13 protein-coding genes and 1 CRISPR repeat array are annotated in these 17,136 nt (G+C 53.8%); of the genes, 6 read left to right on the forward strand and 7 right to left on the reverse strand.

Translation table 11 applies throughout. From position 1 onward, the window contains the following. The first annotated feature begins 48 nt into the window (after window positions 1-48). A CRISPR array of direct repeats spans window positions 49-1,297; the repeat unit is 28 nt; unit sequence CTTTTCCCCGCGCGAGCGGGGGTAATTC. 315 nt (window positions 1,298-1,612) lie between these two features. The 4 genes from cas5e to QP400_RS03560 are packed head-to-tail and all read right to left on the reverse strand — an operon-like array spanning window position 1,613 to window position 5,549. Next, window positions 1,613-2,299 carry a type I-E CRISPR-associated protein Cas5/CasD gene (gene cas5e, locus QP400_RS03545; protein ID WP_004807158.1) on the reverse strand — a complete coding sequence of 229 codons (687 nt, stop codon included), beginning with the start codon at window positions 2,297-2,299 and terminating at the stop codon, window positions 1,613-1,615. Beyond that, entirely contained in the window at window positions 2,292-3,350 is a 1,059-nt protein-coding gene (locus QP400_RS03550) for a type I-E CRISPR-associated protein Cas7/Cse4/CasC (RefSeq protein WP_004807160.1), read from the reverse strand. The genes cas5e and QP400_RS03550 overlap by 8 nt, the downstream gene beginning before the upstream one ends. A gap of 1 nt (window position 3,351) precedes the next feature. Next, window positions 3,352-3,948: a type I-E CRISPR-associated protein Cse2/CasB gene (gene casB, locus QP400_RS03555; RefSeq protein WP_004807161.1), complete on the reverse strand. Its 597-nt coding sequence runs from the start codon at window positions 3,946-3,948 to the stop codon at window positions 3,352-3,354. After that, complete coding sequence (locus QP400_RS03560; RefSeq protein ID WP_004807165.1) at window positions 3,945-5,549, reverse strand: type I-E CRISPR-associated protein Cse1/CasA; 1,605 nt, start codon at window positions 5,547-5,549, stop codon at window positions 3,945-3,947. Before QP400_RS03560 ends, casB begins: the two co-directional genes overlap by 4 nt. Window positions 5,550-5,760: 211 nt before the next feature. On the opposite strand from QP400_RS03560, the gene QP400_RS03565 reads away from it, so the two are divergent. Genes QP400_RS03565 through cas2e form a run of 4 tightly spaced genes read left to right on the forward strand, consistent with a single transcriptional unit; the run spans window position 5,761 to window position 10,212 of the window. Next, window positions 5,761-6,390 carry a type I-E CRISPR-associated protein Cas6/Cse3/CasE gene (locus QP400_RS03565; RefSeq protein ID WP_256172958.1) on the forward strand — a complete coding sequence of 210 codons (630 nt, stop codon included), beginning with the start codon at window positions 5,761-5,763 and terminating at the stop codon, window positions 6,388-6,390. Window positions 6,391-6,392: 2 nt separating this feature from the next. Next, complete coding sequence (locus tag QP400_RS03570) at window positions 6,393-8,993, forward strand: CRISPR-associated helicase/endonuclease Cas3 (RefSeq protein ID WP_004807169.1); 2,601 nt, start codon at window positions 6,393-6,395, stop codon at window positions 8,991-8,993. Window positions 8,994-9,046: 53 nt separating this feature from the next. After that, window positions 9,047-9,937 (forward strand): type I-E CRISPR-associated endonuclease Cas1e, encoded by an 891-nt coding sequence (cas1e, locus tag QP400_RS03575; protein WP_231288200.1) that lies wholly within the window; start codon window positions 9,047-9,049, stop codon window positions 9,935-9,937. Continuing rightward, a complete protein-coding gene (gene cas2e / locus QP400_RS03580; RefSeq protein WP_004807173.1) occupies window positions 9,937-10,212 on the forward strand; it encodes a type I-E CRISPR-associated endoribonuclease Cas2e in 276 nt (91 codons plus the stop codon). Before cas1e ends, cas2e begins: the two co-directional genes overlap by 1 nt. 245 nt (window positions 10,213-10,457) lie before the next feature. Here cas2e and QP400_RS03585 read toward each other — a convergent pair whose 3' ends face one another. The 3 genes from QP400_RS03585 to QP400_RS03595 form a co-directional block, all read right to left on the reverse strand. Then, window positions 10,458-12,659: an AAA family ATPase gene (locus QP400_RS03585; RefSeq protein ID WP_004807174.1), complete on the reverse strand. Its 2,202-nt coding sequence runs from the start codon at window positions 12,657-12,659 to the stop codon at window positions 10,458-10,460. A 96-nt stretch (window positions 12,660-12,755) separates the two neighbouring features. Beyond that, on the reverse strand, window positions 12,756-13,181 hold the full coding sequence (locus QP400_RS03590; RefSeq protein WP_004807177.1) for an ABC transporter ATP-binding protein: 426 nt from the start codon (window positions 13,179-13,181) through the stop codon (window positions 12,756-12,758). A gap of 25 nt (window positions 13,182-13,206) precedes the next feature. Next, window positions 13,207-13,389 carry a hypothetical protein gene (locus QP400_RS03595; protein WP_141740542.1) on the reverse strand — a complete coding sequence of 61 codons (183 nt, stop codon included), beginning with the start codon at window positions 13,387-13,389 and terminating at the stop codon, window positions 13,207-13,209. A 298-nt stretch (window positions 13,390-13,687) separates the two neighbouring features. Here QP400_RS03595 and QP400_RS03600 point away from each other — a divergent pair, with 298 nt between their 5' ends. Next, window positions 13,688-15,130, forward strand: coding sequence for a quaternary amine ABC transporter ATP-binding protein (locus QP400_RS03600; protein ID WP_004807179.1), 1,443 nt, complete (start codon window positions 13,688-13,690; stop codon window positions 15,128-15,130). Next, window positions 15,127-16,899: an ABC transporter permease/substrate binding protein gene (locus QP400_RS03605; protein WP_004807182.1), complete on the forward strand. Its 1,773-nt coding sequence runs from the start codon at window positions 15,127-15,129 to the stop codon at window positions 16,897-16,899. The genes QP400_RS03600 and QP400_RS03605 overlap by 4 nt, the downstream gene beginning before the upstream one ends. The last annotated feature ends 237 nt before the right edge of the window (window positions 16,900-17,136 follow it).

Below are 17,136 nucleotides of genomic sequence, written 5' to 3' on the forward strand. Positions count from 1 at the left end.
GAGCGGGGGTAATTCCGAAACGCTACCCCATCGTTGACAGTCTCGGCCCTTTTCCCCGCGCGAGCGGGGGTAATTCCGAAACGCTACCCCATCGTTGACAGTCTCGGCCCTTTTCCCCGCGCGAGCGGGGGTAATTCCAATGTGAGGGTGGCACAATCCCCGCCCCCGTGCTTTTCCCCGCGCGAGCGGGGGTAATTCCCCCCTTCCGCCGATACGCAGAAGCACGCTATGCTTTTCCCCGCGCGAGCGGGGGTAATTCCGGGGTCGACATTCCCGGCCGCAAGGCGAGGCCCTTTTCCCCGCGCGAGCGGGGGTAATTCCTTCCGTGGCATAGATGGAGTGATGAATGCCTTCTTTTCCCCGCGCGAGCGGGGGTAATTCTATCGCCGACTTGGACGAGGGTACTGCGTTGAGCTTTTCCCCGCGCGAGCGGGGGTAATTCCCGGGTGCAGGCGGGCGAAAAAATAGTTGTGGACTTTTCCCCGCGCGAGCGGGGGTAATTCTGGTAAATGCCTTGGATGCTTAAAAAGTTTATGCTTTTCCCCGCGCGAGCGGGGGTAATTCCGCTGCCTCGCAACGGTTGAGCAGCTGCTCGAGCTTTTCCCCGCGCGAGCGGGGGTAATTCTGTTGCTAATTCCAGGCCCTGTACAGGCAGGAACTTTTCCCCGCGCGAGCGGGGGTAATTCCACATGCTCATGTCACCGGCGCGAGCATACATACTTTTCCCCGCGCGAGCGGGGGTAATTCCGCACATTCACGCACATTCGGCTTTCGGGCTTTTCTTTTCCCCGCGCGAGCGGGGGTAATTCTGTTTATTTCTATGCCGTTTTGCTCATACCAGTCTTTTCCCCGCGCGAGCGGGGGTAATTCCCTCCATGCCACGCTACCCGCAGCTAGGATTTGCTTTTCCCCGCGCGAGCGGGGGTAATTCCAACTACAACAACGGCACCCCGCCTTTGGCCCACTTTTCCCCGCGCGAGCGGGGGTAATTCCCCAGCAAGCGGGAGGGGGGCATTTATGGGCAGCTTTTCCCCGCGCGAGCGGGGGGAATTCCCCAGCCCCTCAACCCCTCCTGGTAATCAAGGACTTTTCCCCGCGCGAGCGGGGGTAATTCCCAAACCCTCATCCTCTCATTCAGCAGAGGCAACTTTTCCCCGCGCGAGCGGGGGTAATTCCTTCCGCCCAAACTTCTCTACCGTGCAAGTAATCTTTTCCCCGCGCGAGCGGGGGTAATTCCGCTTCTTCGCGCCAATCACGCCGCGCCCCTTCCTTTTCCCCGCGCGAGCGGGGGTAATTCCTGAGCTCAGAGCAGTCTCGCCAGCAGGTCCTTCTATTCCCCGTGAGAATGGAACAGGGAGAAATTCGATAAATGTTACTCGACCACTGTCGAGTGGCGTGTCACGTGCAGCTCAGATACGTGTAGGAATAATCGTTTAATATGTCATAGCCGTTTCTGTAGCTGTTGCATTTAGTTGCAGTAGCGGCCATTCTTATCTACACCTAACCCTATTGGTTTCAGGCTATTTAAGGACGCTCCCTGCCGTAAGTAGCATGCCCCGTGATTGATTAACGTAGGGGACGCGTCAGCAATCATTCCCGAGTCTTTTAGGCGTTAGAGCTGCAGTTTTTCCTTCACACTTGCGTACCATTGTTCTCGTGTGCCAACAGTGGTGAATTGCTGGCGTCTAGGTGCTAATTCCTGTCCGGGAACATAGTCCTTTATAGTGGCGAACCGTTCTTTAAAGTTGCTGTTCGTTACGAATAGTGGCAATTTCGCGAAATCTTTTGTGGGCCCTATACCAAGGTAAAATGGAAAGGAAGGTGCGAATGCCTTCCTGCCTAGGTAGGTGCTATATGTGGGATCACGTAGTGCGGCTGCAATATCTTTAGTATGGTCAGCACAAGTAATCTGAACTATAAATTCAGAGTCAGCTAGATACGTCCGTTTCGAAATTGCGGTGCCGCTCTGAGCATCAGGAGTAAAGCTCATGCTCTTATCGCTTGCCCGTAGATTATGTGCGATAATGATGCGCCTGCGGAACATCTCTTCTTTATACGGCGGGTTTATGGTTTGGAATTCGTCGACTACGCGACCGGGCCGATCTTGCCGTACCGAAAAGAAAACCTCATCTAACCAGTCTTCCCAGCTCCCACGCTTATATCCCAGTGCCCCAGCTAAGAGGCCTTTCAAACCGCTAGCTGTGGGAAAGCGGTTAGTATGCGCCACGTTGCCGGTTATTTTCATGCCGGTCCACGATTGTAATGGGCCGGCTAGCCTAAGGTATATGGACTTACTCATCAGAACCGATCCATGCGACTACAGCATCTACAAGCTCCTTCTTCGTGGCCACACGTAGGTATCCAAAGCGTCCGTCAAGGTTGCCGTAGGTGCCGGAAACGATCTGGCAAGGCCCGAAGTTGTCGGGATCGAATCGCCGCGCGGCAGCGTATTGCTCGGCAAGACGCTGAACGCTAGATTCGAGGTAACCACCGCTCTCGGCCGGCTCAACTGGCGTCTCAAAGTCGTATGCGGTGCGGTAGCGCTGCTCTTCTGCAACAACTACCGCAGGCATTGCATATGGGGCTGTTGAATGTTCTTTGCCTCGAGGCTGCCCATAAAGAATTGCGTTTATGAGTTCGCGCAGATTGGACTCGGAGTCAGCCTTGCCAAAGCCTGTCCAGCTCTCTTTCAGCTGCTCGCGATCTATGGTCACGGTTCTGTAGAAAATGCCGTTCGTGTAGTTCGCGACCCCCAGGAAGGTAGCGCCAGTTTGATGGTTGCGTTCCTTTATATCGTCAGTGGTGGAGAAATAGTCGTTGTCAATGTTGGCTTGGTGAGTTGTGAGTGCGGGGGATACACTCAGCGCTGCCTCTGTGCCTTTTTCAGCTTTGTTCGCGAACATGCGGCCGAAGCTAGCAATAGCAAGGCTGCCAGTCTGTCCATCGGCAATGAAATCGTTGTCAGAATTGGCAAGAGCGGCCGTTGCTGCAGTCTGGATCTCTTCTTGGCTCATCCAAGAGGAGCGAGATGCCTCATTCTCCGACGACGAGCTTTTGGTAAGAGAACCGATTATTTTCTTCGCATGTTTCAATACTTGTTTTTGATCGGCATCCTGCTTTATCTTCAAAGCTGTGCGTAGCACTTCGTCTGCTAAATCCCCTGATCGTACGGATGCGTCGAGTGAGGCATTCTCGTAGATGGTACGAATCCCCTTTTTTATAGACTGTGAGGAGTGCATGGCCCGCAAAGCGCCCCCTTGATATATACGCTTAGGAACGCCGGAATCATCGCGGTTGAGGTTGGAATAGCTGACTGGGGTAAGGATGTGCAGAGTAAGATTGCGGTACATATTAGTCCTCGTGATCTGTTTGTTCTAAGGATTTGTTTAATTCTGAGGTTTGTGGAACAAAGGAGTAATAATCGCGCAATATGCGCAATCGTGATTGTTTTGAGGTTTGTGATACTCCCTTTCCCCACCTTAAAAAGGTATGAAGTAAATTTACGTAGTCGATAGCCGGACAAGCGGTTTTGTTGGAGGATGCTATCTGAAAAATACGTCTAATAGTCAGAATAGCCTGCTCAAGTGGTTGGGTGTGGATGTATGTAAGCCGATTCTCGATAACCGTGTCACTACCGCGAATATCTGACCGGGCCATTGCAACCTGGCGTGCCCAGAGCCCGAGCGTATGTTTCCGTAGCTCGGCTTCAGCCTGTGGCACGTTTGCGAATTCAGCAATAATGGCTGCAACACGAAGCAACGCAATGCGTTCATCGTCACGTTCAGGATTCTGAGCGTAAGGAATAATGTATGGGTAGGCGTAGAATTCAGTCTGGCTAATGGCCCCCTTGCGGATGGCTGAAAGCTCACGTCGCCTACCCTCCTCCCTCCAGTTAAGAATCTTGTAAACGAGCTCTTTATATGCCGGCGTCGAACTCACTTCATTCATTTCTTCACGTCTTTCTTTGGAGTGATCAGGTTAGCCGTTTTCCGGAGGTTATAGGACACTCTACTTCTAACGAATCCGATGCGATTGGGATAAATTTGAGCGTAGGCTTCTGTTATTTCGTCAAATGCTGATAAAGAAGCATCCACTGCCCTCTGGTATAGTTCGCGGGGCAATGTTGAGGACTCAGTATCTTGGATACTGCGAATAAAGTCTTGGTATACGTCGCTGATATTGCGCCAAAAAGCATTTACTACGTCGGTTTTTCTTGTGGCCAGTGGATCCAGTGCGTAAATGCGCCCTTCAGAATCTGTGTCTTCCTTACCTGCCCGCCGGAAAGGAGCACTTACCGCGCGAAGTAAGCCCTGAATCATAAGGGCACAGTCGCAAACCGCAGCTTGCAGTTCTTGGTTCAGGTCCAGTACCCATTTGGAGGGATCTGGGAAATATACAACTGACGCTAAAATTCCTGGAGACTGTGCCGTTTTACCTATTTGGTGCCTGATGAAGGATAGGCTCCTGTGTGCGCGAGGGACCGGTGCTAAACAGTCTCGACCAGCAAACTTGGGTATGTTTTGACGAGCGGCCCACTCTACGGCAAGTTTTGTGGGGTCTTCACCTATGTCCATTCTTGCGGCGTGTGCCTTACCATCGTTGCCGGTTATGTACAAATAAAGGGGGTCGGTTAAATTTCTGGTATCCCACCAGGCTTTTGCGGCGGCCTTTCGCTCGGAAGGAGAACCGCTATGTGTTCCCATTTCGAGTGCGTACCATTGTTCGGGTATGCCTCCTATACGAACTTGTAGGAGCCTACCGTTTTCCCAGCGACAAGCGGGCGCGTTAGAGCTCCAAGATGCGCACCAGAGCGGATGATGCCCATCAGTGGACTTTGATTCCCGGCCTTCCCTATCTGCCCATGCAGGTAGGCCAGACCCCTGTACCCACTTCCAAGGAATCAGTCCTAAGAGGGTTTCCAAGAGGTTGCGGCCTCGCCAAAATATTTCTGTGGCGCTATTTTCTTTGCCTAAAAATCGTATCCCTGGGGCTCCCATCTGCATTTTTCGGTTAGCGTACTTTCCGTTCCCTGCCATGGAGTAAAAACTGTGCACCACTAAGGATCTAGCCGCGGAAGCTGAGTGTAGGAATTCCTGCTCGGGCAATGAAAGGTCCCAAAAAGAATCGCCTTGCTCAGAAGGCACCGTTGGAAGTAATTTTCGGACTGTGTCCTCTTTGGGGCGAAACTTAGTTGTTAAGTCAGGATGTTTGGCAGCCGGCTGTTGCATAAACGGCTTATCAGGACTGTCTAAATACGATACTTCAAGCAGCCTGTCTAGAGTTTTATTCACGGCCGCTGCTGGTAAACCGTTTTCCAGTAGTTCGTCTGAGTCTATATATTTTTCTTCTACATCTACAATGGAAGAATCAATATTCCTTAGAACCAGTGGCAAAAGATATGCCAAGAAACGGAGCTGAGCGCCGTATTCGTAGCCGGGCACGTTGGGGTCTAGATTAGTAGTATGCGCAGCTAGTAAGGCCTCTTCTACCGTTGCCGGTCCAGTGGCTAGGCCTATCCATTTAGGGCCACGCAAAGCGTTGTACTTCACTAGCGCTCCTTTCTGTTTCTAGAAGGCTAGCACGTGGTACCCCCACCTATGGCAAGCTTATAAAAGATTATAAATAAGTCTTCGCTCAGGCCGTTTTTAGGCTAGTGTGAAAGACAGTTAATCTTACTAGTCTGATGCGGTGAAATATTACTAGTTCGTCAGTAGAAAAGAGGATGAATTGGGTACAACGGCTTTCCTAACGCGCTTTCCAGTGCACGCCGCGCTCGGAAGAGGTGCCGCCCATAAACCAAGTAAGGGTTGGGATGTGAACGATCCTAGCTTCCGGCACAGGGCAGTCATGGCACTGTTTGGGCAGACCAATAATGCTAACCCTCGCGAACATGGCAAGATTCTCTTTCGCTTTGAATTTCTGCCAGGTCAGGCCCCCTATTTTTTGGTCCAGTCCTTGGCGCGGCCTCAGGAAGGTGATCTTGTAGGGCAAATAGAAATCAAAGAAGTTGATCTGACGCCTCCGCCCTCGGGAAGTGTAGTCCGTTTCCGGCTTGCGGTAAACGCAATTCAACGCAAAGGCGCCAAAGGCGTAAACCCGATACCTGCCGATTTTGAAGAAGCGCCAGAGGGCGTGCCCCACCTCAGCGAGTGGCTTGCAGGTAAGCTGCGGGGCGCTCTAAGCGAAATTGAAATTGTCTCCCACCAGCGCCAGCTCTTGGGTGCAAACCGCAATGGGAAAAACAAGAACGGCGTGTTAGTTCAGGTAGACACCATAGACGGAGTGGCTAAGGTGGGCGATTCGGATGCTTTAGAAAACCTTATTATCAACGGCGTGGGCAGGGCTAAAGCCTACGGCTGTGGCCTGCTATCTGTACAAGCAGTGCGGTAGCAGTGGACATCCACCAGCGGATTTGGGCGAAAGAGATAGGGCTAGACCGCCCGTACCCGCTTCTTGCTCACTTGCTGGATACGGCGGCAATTGCCAAGCAACTTTACATGGGCTGGCTGCGGCCAGGGCTGCGCGAGCAAATTGCCGAAGACTTAGCTGACGGCGACCAAACAGAGACGGTAAAGATAATTGCCTACATCGCCGGTACACATGATATTGGCAAGGCAAACCCTTACTTTCAGGCCCAACCGCGCAACAGCAATGAGGCTTTTGAGCGTATCCGAGCGGCCATCTTACAAGAAGAGCAGTGCACTTTCTTAGATGAGGACGAAATTCCGGTACCACCAAGTGCTAAACCCTATCTGACCAGGCATGAGCGTGTGGGTGCGATCGCGTTAAGCCCGAAACCGCTCGAGGCCGGTACAAACTTGCGCCGCGCCTGGTGGGGGATACCCGCGCTTGGCCACCACGGGCGCTTTACAGAACCTGCCGAAGAAGAACGGCAGGAACAAGAACTTGAACGAATCCTGGTCACACGTAACTGGGAACCCATTCAACGAGACCTCCTAGAGGCTATGAAAACCGCGTGCGGCATTAGTGAATTACCCAGACTGGCCTCTGGAGTTACTACTGTGCTCTTGGCGGGGCTAGTAATACTAGCCGATCGGATAGCTTCGGGAACCGACTGGGTGCAGGCGCGCGCTAACCTCGCCGCTGATGGGCAAATTAGCCTTGAAAAGCCAAAACATTGGATAGACAAGGCAGCTACCTCCGCGTTAGAGCGAATAAAAAACACCCTTGGGATTTATAAGGGATGGGAAAACCAGCAGGCTGCAATCGCCGAGATACTTGGCGGGAACCAGCCTAGGCCATTGCAAGAAGAAGCTATGCGAGTAGGGGGAGGCATCTGGAACGTTATGGCCCCTACCGGGGGAGGGAAAACTGAAGCGGCCATATTACGTCATTCCACCCGGGATGAACGCCTGATCTTTTTGTTGCCCACGCAAGCGACTTCAAACGCTTTGATGCGTAGAATCCACAAAATCTATGAGCACACGCCTAACGTGGCCGCCCTGGCACACGGATTAGCATCAGTCGAAGATCTCTACGCGCAACCGGTTACCGTTGCCTCCGATAAAAAAGAGGGCGGCTTATACTACACAGATTTCGTGAAAAGCGGCAGTTCCCGCCTGCTGGCTCCCATATGCGTAGGCACAGTGGATCAAGGGTTATTAGCTACTTTGCCGGCAAAATGGACCCATCTGCGTTTACTTGCTTTAGCTAACGCGCACGTAGTCATTGACGAGGCGCACACGCTGGACCCTTACCAAACGAAACTCGTAGAGAATCTACTAGAATGGTTGCGGGCAACAAATACCCGCGTGACACTACTGACCGCAACACTTCCTAGCCAACAGCGCACTGATTTTTTGAACGCCTACTGTGGGAAACCTCCAACCGGTAAAACCCATTTTCCTGCCTCAGAAAATCTCCAGGTTGGCGAGTGCGAAGGAAAACTCTCCATCCCAACAGTGCGTGAATACAAAATAGCTTTCACCACCGAAAATATCGCCTACGATGCGTTGGTCTCAAACCACGTAACCTGGGTGAAAAAGATGCGCGCTAAATACCCTAAAGCACGCATTGGGATCATCTGTAACACCGTAGAGCGGGCGCAAAAAGTAGCCAAAGAAATAGGTGAACACACAATCATCTTGCACTCGCGTATGACCGCAGAACACCGCAGACAAAACGCTGAGCTACTAGAAAAAACTATCGGGCCAGACAAAAAAGGTGAAGGCCTAACAGTGGTGGGTACCCAAGCAATTGAGGCATCACTCGATATTGACTTAGATGTAATGAGGACGGAATTGTGTCCGGCGCCCTCGTTAATTCAACGTGCTGGCCGTGTTTGGCGGCGTGAAGATATAAATCGATCCCTCAGGATTCCAGGCGCTGTGCATCTACCCATGACTGTTGTGAAGATCGACAACGATGCTGGTTTCCAGGTGCGCCCTTATTTTGATGCCGAACTGAGCCGTACTTGGAAATGGCTCAACGGCCATCACATGATGAAAATGCCCGATGACTGCCAGGACTTTATTGATTATTCTAAAGTAACTTTAGATACTATCGTTGAAGATTTTGAGGGAGCGACGGAACAGCTCGCAGATGAAGTGCTCAAAGCGCAAGAAGGCCTGGCTGTCGCCAACAAACTCGGTGACCTTACGAAAAAAGGGGTGACGTTGGGGACACTGATAGCAATGACGGCCCCGAAAGAATCCAGCGAGAACGAGGCGTCCACCAGATTCATAAAAAGAAATACTATTCAATGCATATTGGGCGATCCGACTGGGGTTATACCCGGCGGATGGGGAGGTAGCGCAGAGAGACTTTTAGCCGCACGCGGTAGTGACCAGGAGCTGATCAAGGCTGCAATGCGTGGTTCAATTCCTATACCAGAAGGCAGCAAATATGCGGCTATTCTGGCAGAGAAAGTAGCTTTAACACAATCAAAATCGCTCTTAGCAAGATACTACTTCATTCCTAACGCGCTCCAATTCTATGACCCAAACGTGGGTTTAACTGTTGGTGATAACTAGTGCCCTACTCCCAAGATGCGTTGACATTTTCAACTATTCCCACTAACCATCAGGTGAGATTGGAAGACAGGGTTAGTTACCTCTATTTGGAATACTGCCTAATTCGTCAAGATCGCACTGGAGTTATCGCAATAAGGGAGGGCGAAGGCCGCGACCGGAATGGGCCTAAAACTGCCAAGTTACAAGTTCCTGTTGCTGGTATGGCAGTGCTTTTGCTCGGTCCGGGAACGAGCTTGAGCCACGCCGCTGCTGTTTCGTGCGCAAGATCAGGCGTAGTAATAATGTTCTGTGGCGGGGGAGGAATAAGTTGTTACACTCACGCCAGCCCCCTAACCTCATCGGCGAAATGGGCTATAGCGCAAGCCCGTCTGGTTGCCAGCGAGGAACATCAGATTCAGGCTGCCCTATACCTGTATAAGCTGCAATTAGGCATCGAAAATATGCCCGGTGGAACCATTAATGCGATGCGGGGACTTGAAGGGCGCACTATACGTAACGTGTACAAAGCACAAGCCAAGAAGTACGGAATAAAGGGATTTAGGCGCGATTCTAACGGAGACGATGTGGTGAATGTCAGTTTGAATCTTGCGAATTCGATACTCTACGGCTGCGCTGGGGCGGCCTGTTCCGCGATAGGCGTAAATCCTGCACTCGGAATAATACATAGAGGTAATGTGCGATCATTACTTTTTGATTTAGCTGATCTGTATAAACCAACTATGACCATACCGCTGGCTTTTTCTGCGACAACTGCTGAAGACCCACTCATATTCGTTCGAAGGAAAATTAGGGCAGCCATATTCGAAAAACATGTAGTGGTTAGGATGTTGGATGCTCTGATGCAGGTTCTATCACCGCATCTTCCCCGTCGTGACGACGACCGTTTGATCGGATCGGTCGGGGAAGAGGTATCTGGGCATATTCAGTATGGCAAGGACTCGTAATGTTTGCGGTTGTCACGGCTACTGCGATACCGGATCATCTACACGGATACCTAAGTAGATTCCTGTCTGAAGTTTCTCAAGGGGTATACGTAGGTAACGCTTCACCTGTTGTAGTTGAAAATCTTTGGGAACGCTGCAATGAAGCTGCAAGCGGGGGCGTTTTGACACTAATTGTTTCTAACAATGAAAACGAACAAGGGTTTGAAGTTCGCACATGTGGCGATGCTAGCAGGCAGATAGTAGACATCGATGGTATTCAATTAGTGGCGCACTAGCACCGGGCGTGTGTGAGCTTGCCTCGGTTGGGCGGCCCGGGAACTGTTCTAGTTCAGACGAGCTGTAGCCACGCGAGAGTGAGCAACTGCCCTGTAAAATTGCTGGTGGACTTTTCCCTGCGCGAGCGGGGGTAATTCCCATCTTTATCGAAAGTGTGGCTAGCCCCCCGCCTTTTCCCGCGCTGGCGGAAGGCAATTGCAAAGGTATACCGGCCCCTACCGCGCCACTCTGCCCTAGGAAAATACTAGATTTCGCCTTGGACTTTGGCCCAGGTGAGGAATTCGGTGGCACTGTAGATTGGTTTGCCTAACGTGCGTGCCTTGCGGGCTTTCACTGACATGCTGGATGTGTCTGCAGCGATCAGCAGGTCGCAGCGGGTTTTGGTTACTGACGATTTTACTTCCAGCCCGACTGATACAGCGAGGAGTTCCATGTCTGAACGCTCGTAGGTTTTGTTGCCGTCGTAGGCGGTGCCCGTGAAACAAACCCGGGTTCCCTGCTTTAGCAGGTCCGCCAACGGCATTTGTAATCCGGCGTAACGGTAGTGCACATGCTGGTCGTATTCGATATTGAAACGGTCGACTATTTGGCAAGATTCGGCGGTCAGATCCATGTTCTGGAGCCGCTCCTGCAACATTTTTGCCACCACTTCCACGTAACCGAAAGGCACGATCTTGCCGGCCCCGCGCGGCAGCGCCCAACCCGAAACGCTGGTGGTGGCTGGCTGGTAGGCGTACAAGTCGCCCTCTACGGTAGCCGACGCAGCCAACGACGCCACTTCGAAGGCGGTGTCCGCATGCGCGTTCCCCTTAACCTGCGCGAGGGCAAAATGCTTTAGCGGAGCCACAATCCCCGTCCGCTTCAACTCGTCATCGAACACCTTCAGCGCGTGGCGGGCGTTGGCCGTGACCACGCCCGTGCCCTCAATTATCGGCTCAATCGCGGGCCAAAGCTGTGCCAGGGTGGGCGCCAACTGTAAATCTGCGGCACTCACACCATAGCGTTCAGCCGCGTCGCCCACATCCCGCGTGGGGTTCACAAGTGACGTGAACGCCCACCCGTCCTCACGCAAAATAGCAACCTCGAGCGGGCGCTGGAACCCGTCCTTGCGGCCACAAAACAGCGCCCCCAAAAACGTGCGCTCCTGGGTGCGCTTTCCAAGGCGATCCGCTAAGAACTCGCGCACCCGCTGGTCCACTTTCACGTCCCGAGGGCGAATATGCCGGCGCAAAACGATTCCCTTCAGGGACTTGCACCTAGACAGGGCCACGTAGAGCTGACCGGGAGCAAAAATCCCCCCGGACAGATCAATTAGGGCGTGCTCTAGGGTTTGCCCTTGCGACTTGTGGATGGTGACGGCCCAGGCAAGCTTGAACGGCAGCTGCGTGAATGTGCCCACCACCTGGTTAGTGAGCGAACCTGCCGAAAGCGCCGGACGCGTCACCTCCCACGTGTGCACACCGACGGACACAACATTCCCACTGCGCAGCCGCACCTGCACCTCAATATCCCCTTCGGGGAAGGCCACGGATTCGACCACCCCCAGTGAGCCGTTAACCCACCTGCCAGCCGCATCATTATTGAGCAGCATCACCTGGGCGCCAACCTTGAACTCCAGCTTGTCCTCGGTGGGAGCTTCGAAGCGTTTCGTGTCGCCGCTACGGGCAGCAAAATGGGTGTGCAACTGCCCGTCGAGGGCGTCCAGGCGGCGGCGGTTGCGCGCCCTCACTACCCTGTTGGTGGTTGCGATGGTAAGCCAAAATTCGCCTTTGGGTGGTTCAAAATCAGGGTCGACGCGTGCGTTCAAAGCGGACATAACCTGCTCGTTGACGTCCCCTGAACGCAGTTCGCCCAGCAGGGAGGCAAGGTTTGAATCCCCTGCTTGGCGGAACTGGTGGGTGAGCTGTACTGTGGGGAAGCGCTCCGGGAAATAGTGAGCTGCCGAGAAAAAGTAGGGGCTGGAGTAGGCCTCAGAAAAATATGCTTCTTCGGCGGTAGTAACTACCGGCGGCAGTTGATACAGGTCGCCTACGAGCACCACCTGCACCCCGCCCAGTGGTGAACCGGGGTTGGGCCCGTATCGTTCTAACGAGTAACACACCATGTCGAACAGATCGGCCCGCACCATGGAAGCTTCGTCGATAATCAGAGTGTCGAGCTGCGAAATCAGCCCCGCGAACCTGCCTGGCGCCGCCTGCCCCATGCGCACCTCGTCGACCGTAGTAGAGGGGGCGAACGAAAAAAGCCTGTGCAGGGTGTAACCGTTCACGTTCAGCGCTGCCACCCCCGTAGGTGCGGCTACCACCACGTTCTTTGTGGTCTGTTGGACGAAATGCCGTATTAGAGTGGATTTGCCTGTTCCAGCATTGCCAGTGATGAACAGTGACCGGCCTTGACGCAACAGGTCGAGCGCGCGGACAAAATCGTCAGTCATCTGGATAGGCATACCCACATTGTGCCACCTGCCCCTGACAGCTGATGGCGGTGGCGTGGTGGCCGCGGTGTTAGTTTCTTTAGTGCGAGGGCGGCTGGGCTCGCCCCCCTAAACTTGGGCTTGGCCCCTTGAACTTAGGAATAATTGTTCCCGCGTCGGATGGGAAACATTTTCCACTAATTCCCCATCGCGTAGCACAACGGCCCGCTGCGCCTGAGCTGCCACATCCAGATCGTGGGTCACCATGACAACCGCGGTGCCTTGGCGCCCAAGCTTAGAAAGTTCATCTATTACTAGGGCACTGGATTTAGAATCCAAAGCCCCTGTTGGTTCGTCGGCAAAAATTACGTGAGGCTTCACTGCTAGAGCTCTAATTATTGCTACCCGTTGGCGTTGTCCCCCTGAGAGCTGGGCAGGGTAGTAGTTCTTTCGCTTGGACAAGCCAAACTTCTCGAACAAGTTATCTAGTTCTGATTTTGCTAATTTCTTAGAAACGAAACGCAAGCCCAGCTTGACATTTTCCGCTGCTGTCATGGAGTCCACCGGGTTATATTGAAACTCACGATTTAGAGATTAGGATGGCTAAGACGAAGTAAATGACGTTCTTAGTTCGGTTGAGCATGTCGAAGGCGCTCCCGACGGATGCTGTTGCTACTTCGAGGGGCGTGAACACCAATATGGACAGCGCGGCAAGACGGACCTGGTTTCCGCCATCTGCCTGGGCTGGCCGTGCTCTTGGCAAAGTCTGTAAATCCGCACTGTCAAACTAACTAGCGCCCCCGGAGCTTTCTCCGCGAAATCTGCAGTATAGTACCGATACTCGCCCATATATGGGGCCCTTCTCTTGAAACGTTATGTCCTTTCTGAGACAGTAAGTGTGGATCATTCTTGTCCGCATGAAATTGTGGGCGTGCGAATGTGCGCCATTTCCCCGAACCCTAAAGAAGGTGTTTTATCGCCGATTCCAGCTATAACTGAACACATTGCAGGCCGCGAAAGATTAGCGATCTTTAGCCCCTGCACGCACCCCGAAGGGAAACATGAACATCCTCGAATGCGACCATGTTTATAAGATCTTTGGAAGGGACAAAAAGCAAGTAGTTCAAAAGCTCAAAGACGGCGTCGATCCTAAATCGATAAAAGGCGCCACGGTAGCTGTGAACGATGTTTCTTTCGACGTAAAAGAGGGCGAAATATTTGTTGTCATGGGCCTGTCAGGCTCGGGCAAATCGACTTTACTGCGAACACTAAATGCCCTCGGCCCCGCAACAGCGGGCACTGTGAAAATTAAAGGCACTGACATTACCAAGCTGAAGCCAGCTGAGCTGCGCAAGGTGCGCCAGCAATCCATGTCGATGGTTTTTCAGCATTTCGCATTACTTCCCCATAGAACAGTCTTAGAAAATGCTGCCTACCCGCTCGAAATTGCGGGTGTCAGCAAAGAAGAGCGCGAGGCGAAAGCCCGCCACGAACTGCAAGTAGCCGGCCTCGAAGGGCGCGAGGATTCCTACCCCTCGCAGCTTTCTGGCGGCATGCAACAGCGTGTGGGTTTGGCTCGCGCGTTGTGCGCCGAGGGCGACATTTTGTTAATGGACGAAGCGTTCTCCGCCCTCGACCCCCTTATTCGCCGCGATATGCAGGAGCTGCTGCTAGAAATTCAGGCGCGCTCCAAGCGGACCATTATTTTTATTACTCACGATTTGAACGAAGCCATGCTGCTTGGCAATCGCATTGCGGTTATGCGCAACGGCCAGATTGTTCAGGTTGGTACAGCCGAAGAGATTCTTACGAATCCGGCCAACGACTACGTGGCCAAATTTGTGCAGGATGTTGATCGTTCGCGCGTTATTACGGCCTCTTCGATTATGCGCCGCCCCGTGATGCGCATATATCTAAACGATGGCCCCAGGGTGGTTTTGCGCAAGCTCGAGGAAACCGATTTGCAAGGCGGCTGGGTTACAGCCTCTGGCGACAGGCGCCTGCACGGGTATGTCGAGGGCGACGAAATCGCTGACGCCCTCAGCAAGAATCCTAACCTGGACACGATCCGGGACCTGGTGCACTATTCGCACCCGGGTATTTCGGCGGACACTCCGCTTTCGGAAATCATTTTGCCGTCCGCTTCCAAGCCGATCCCCGTGCCCGTTGTTTCTAAGGACGGCCGCTTAGAGGGGATAATCGGCCGTGTGGCCCTACTGCGCGCCCTTGGCGAGGGCAGCGGAAACGAGGTCACTCCTGTTTCTACCGGCTCTATTCCAAAGGTGGATCAGTCTAGTTCGCCCACGCAAGAAGGGTCGGGTGCCAGTGCCAGCAGCAGTGCCAGTGAGGGCCCCAAAAACGCCACCGTTGACGGTGGTCGAAGCAGCGCGCGCGAGGGCGTAGCGCCAGCCTCCGACACCGCTTCCGCCGCTCCCGAAAACAAGGCGGGGCGTGGTTCTGGCCCGGCTGCGGGTTCTACTGTTCAGGAAGGTGATGCCGAATGATGCCTATGGTTCTTGATTCCTTCCGCATCCCGTTGGGCGGCTGGGTATCGGGCGCGGTCGATTGGATGATCGCTTCCTGGTCTGGCTTCTTCAACGTGATCTCAACTATCTTCCAGGGTATTAACGATGTGTTGCAGGCGATCTTGCTGACGCCCCCATTTTGGGTGTGGATCTTGGTGTTCACCCTGCTTGGGTGGTGGGCGAAGGGCTGGAAGCTTGCCCTCGGCTCGTTCCTAGGGTTCATGCTGATCTACGGCATGGATCAGTGGGACAATGCTATGCAATCGTTGGCGCTGGTCATACTGGCTTCAGCCATAGCTATCCTTATAGGTATTCCGCTGGGTATTTGGGCGGCCAGATCTAAACGCGTTTCGGCGGTGCTGCGCCCAATCTTAGATTTCTTGCAGACCATGCCAGCGTTCGTCTACCTGATCCCGTTCGTCGTGCTGTTCTCGGTGGGCGTTGTGCCCGCCATTGTGGCTACGATCCTGTTCGCTATTGCCCCGGCGGTGCGCTTTACCGAACTGGGCATCAAACAGGTTGACAAAGAGGTAGTCGAAGCGGCCTACGCTTTTGGCGCCACCCCGCGTCGCGTCCTTTTCCAAGTGCAACTGCCCCTGGCGCGCCAAACCATTATGGGTGGCGTAAACCAGGTGATCATGCTGTCCTTGTCGATGGTTGTAATCGCCGGCATGGTTGGTGCTGGTGGCCTGGGTGCAGATGTAGTGACTGCGCTGAACCGCGTGAACATGTCTCTCGGCGCCGAAGCTGGCCTGTCCGTGGTGATCTTGGCGATGTTCTTAGACCGTGTTACCGGCTCGCGGGCTGGCCGTAAGGCTGCGGCAGGCGACGGTGTTGGTGGCAAGTCTGTTCTGGATCGCATCGTAAAGCCGGCTGCGCTGTTGGCGGCCCTGGCGTTGGCTTTGGGCTGGACTGCCGTGGGCGCTTTCGGTAGCAGCGCGGGTTCCGATAAGACGATCCGCATTGGTGTGGCTTCCGGTTGGGACGAGGGCGTAGTCATTTCGAACGCTATGAAGGTCGCCCTCGAAGAGCAGGGCTACAATGTGAAGCTGCAAGACGCCGAGGTGGGGGTCATCTTTACTGGCCTCGCCGAGGGCGACTTCGACCTGCTGATGGACGGCTGGCTGCCCACCACCCACAAGGACTACGCCGAAAAGTACGGCGACCAGATTCAAGATTTTGGCGCTTGGTACGACAATGCGAAGCTGACCATTGCAGTGAACAAGGACGCGCCCATCGATTCGCTGGATGAGCTAGCCGCCAACGCGGACAAGTTCAACAACGAAATTATTGGCATCGACGCAGGTGCGGGCCTTACGCGCGTAACTAAGAACCAGGTTATCCCGCAGTACGGGCTCGAGGATATGAACTTCAAGATCTCGTCGACGGCGACCATGCTGGGAGCCCTCAAGGGGGCCATGCAATCCGGCGACGACATAGTGGTGACCCTCTGGTCCCCGCACTGGGCCTACGACGCGTTCGACATCAAGGATCTGAAGGATCCGAAGGGCGCGCTAGGCGGAGCCGAAAAGGCCCACTCCTTCGGCCGCGGCGACTTCTCGAAGGACTACCCCGAAGTTGCCGACATGCTAAAGCACCTGAAGGTCTCAGACGAAGAGCTGTATTCGCTTGAAAACTACGTGCTGAACAAGAAGGAAGGGAAGAACCTAGTCCAGGACACTCGCGACTGGATGGAAAAGAACCCCGACTTCGCCAAGCGGCTGAAGGTCAAAGAACCAGCCAAATAGGCGGATAGCCGCACAAACGCGGATTGTCTCCGCCTTAGCCCCTACCCGCAGGGTTTCCCCCGGGTAGGGGCTTTTCGCTTAACGCCGAGGGCGGCTGGTTGCTGGGTTGTTACTGCGGCTGGACTATTGCGACCGAACCTTGGTCTAGAGCACCACCGTGCGCGTGTTCGCCCTTGGCTTGCGACAAAACACCATGTCTCGCGAAAGTTGATCAAGGCTCGCGGCAGATTTCCCGTG

Source organism: Winkia sp. UMB3158, assembly GCF_030217145.1.
Taxonomy (GTDB): Bacteria; Actinomycetota; Actinomycetes; order Actinomycetales; family Actinomycetaceae; genus Winkia; species Winkia anitrata.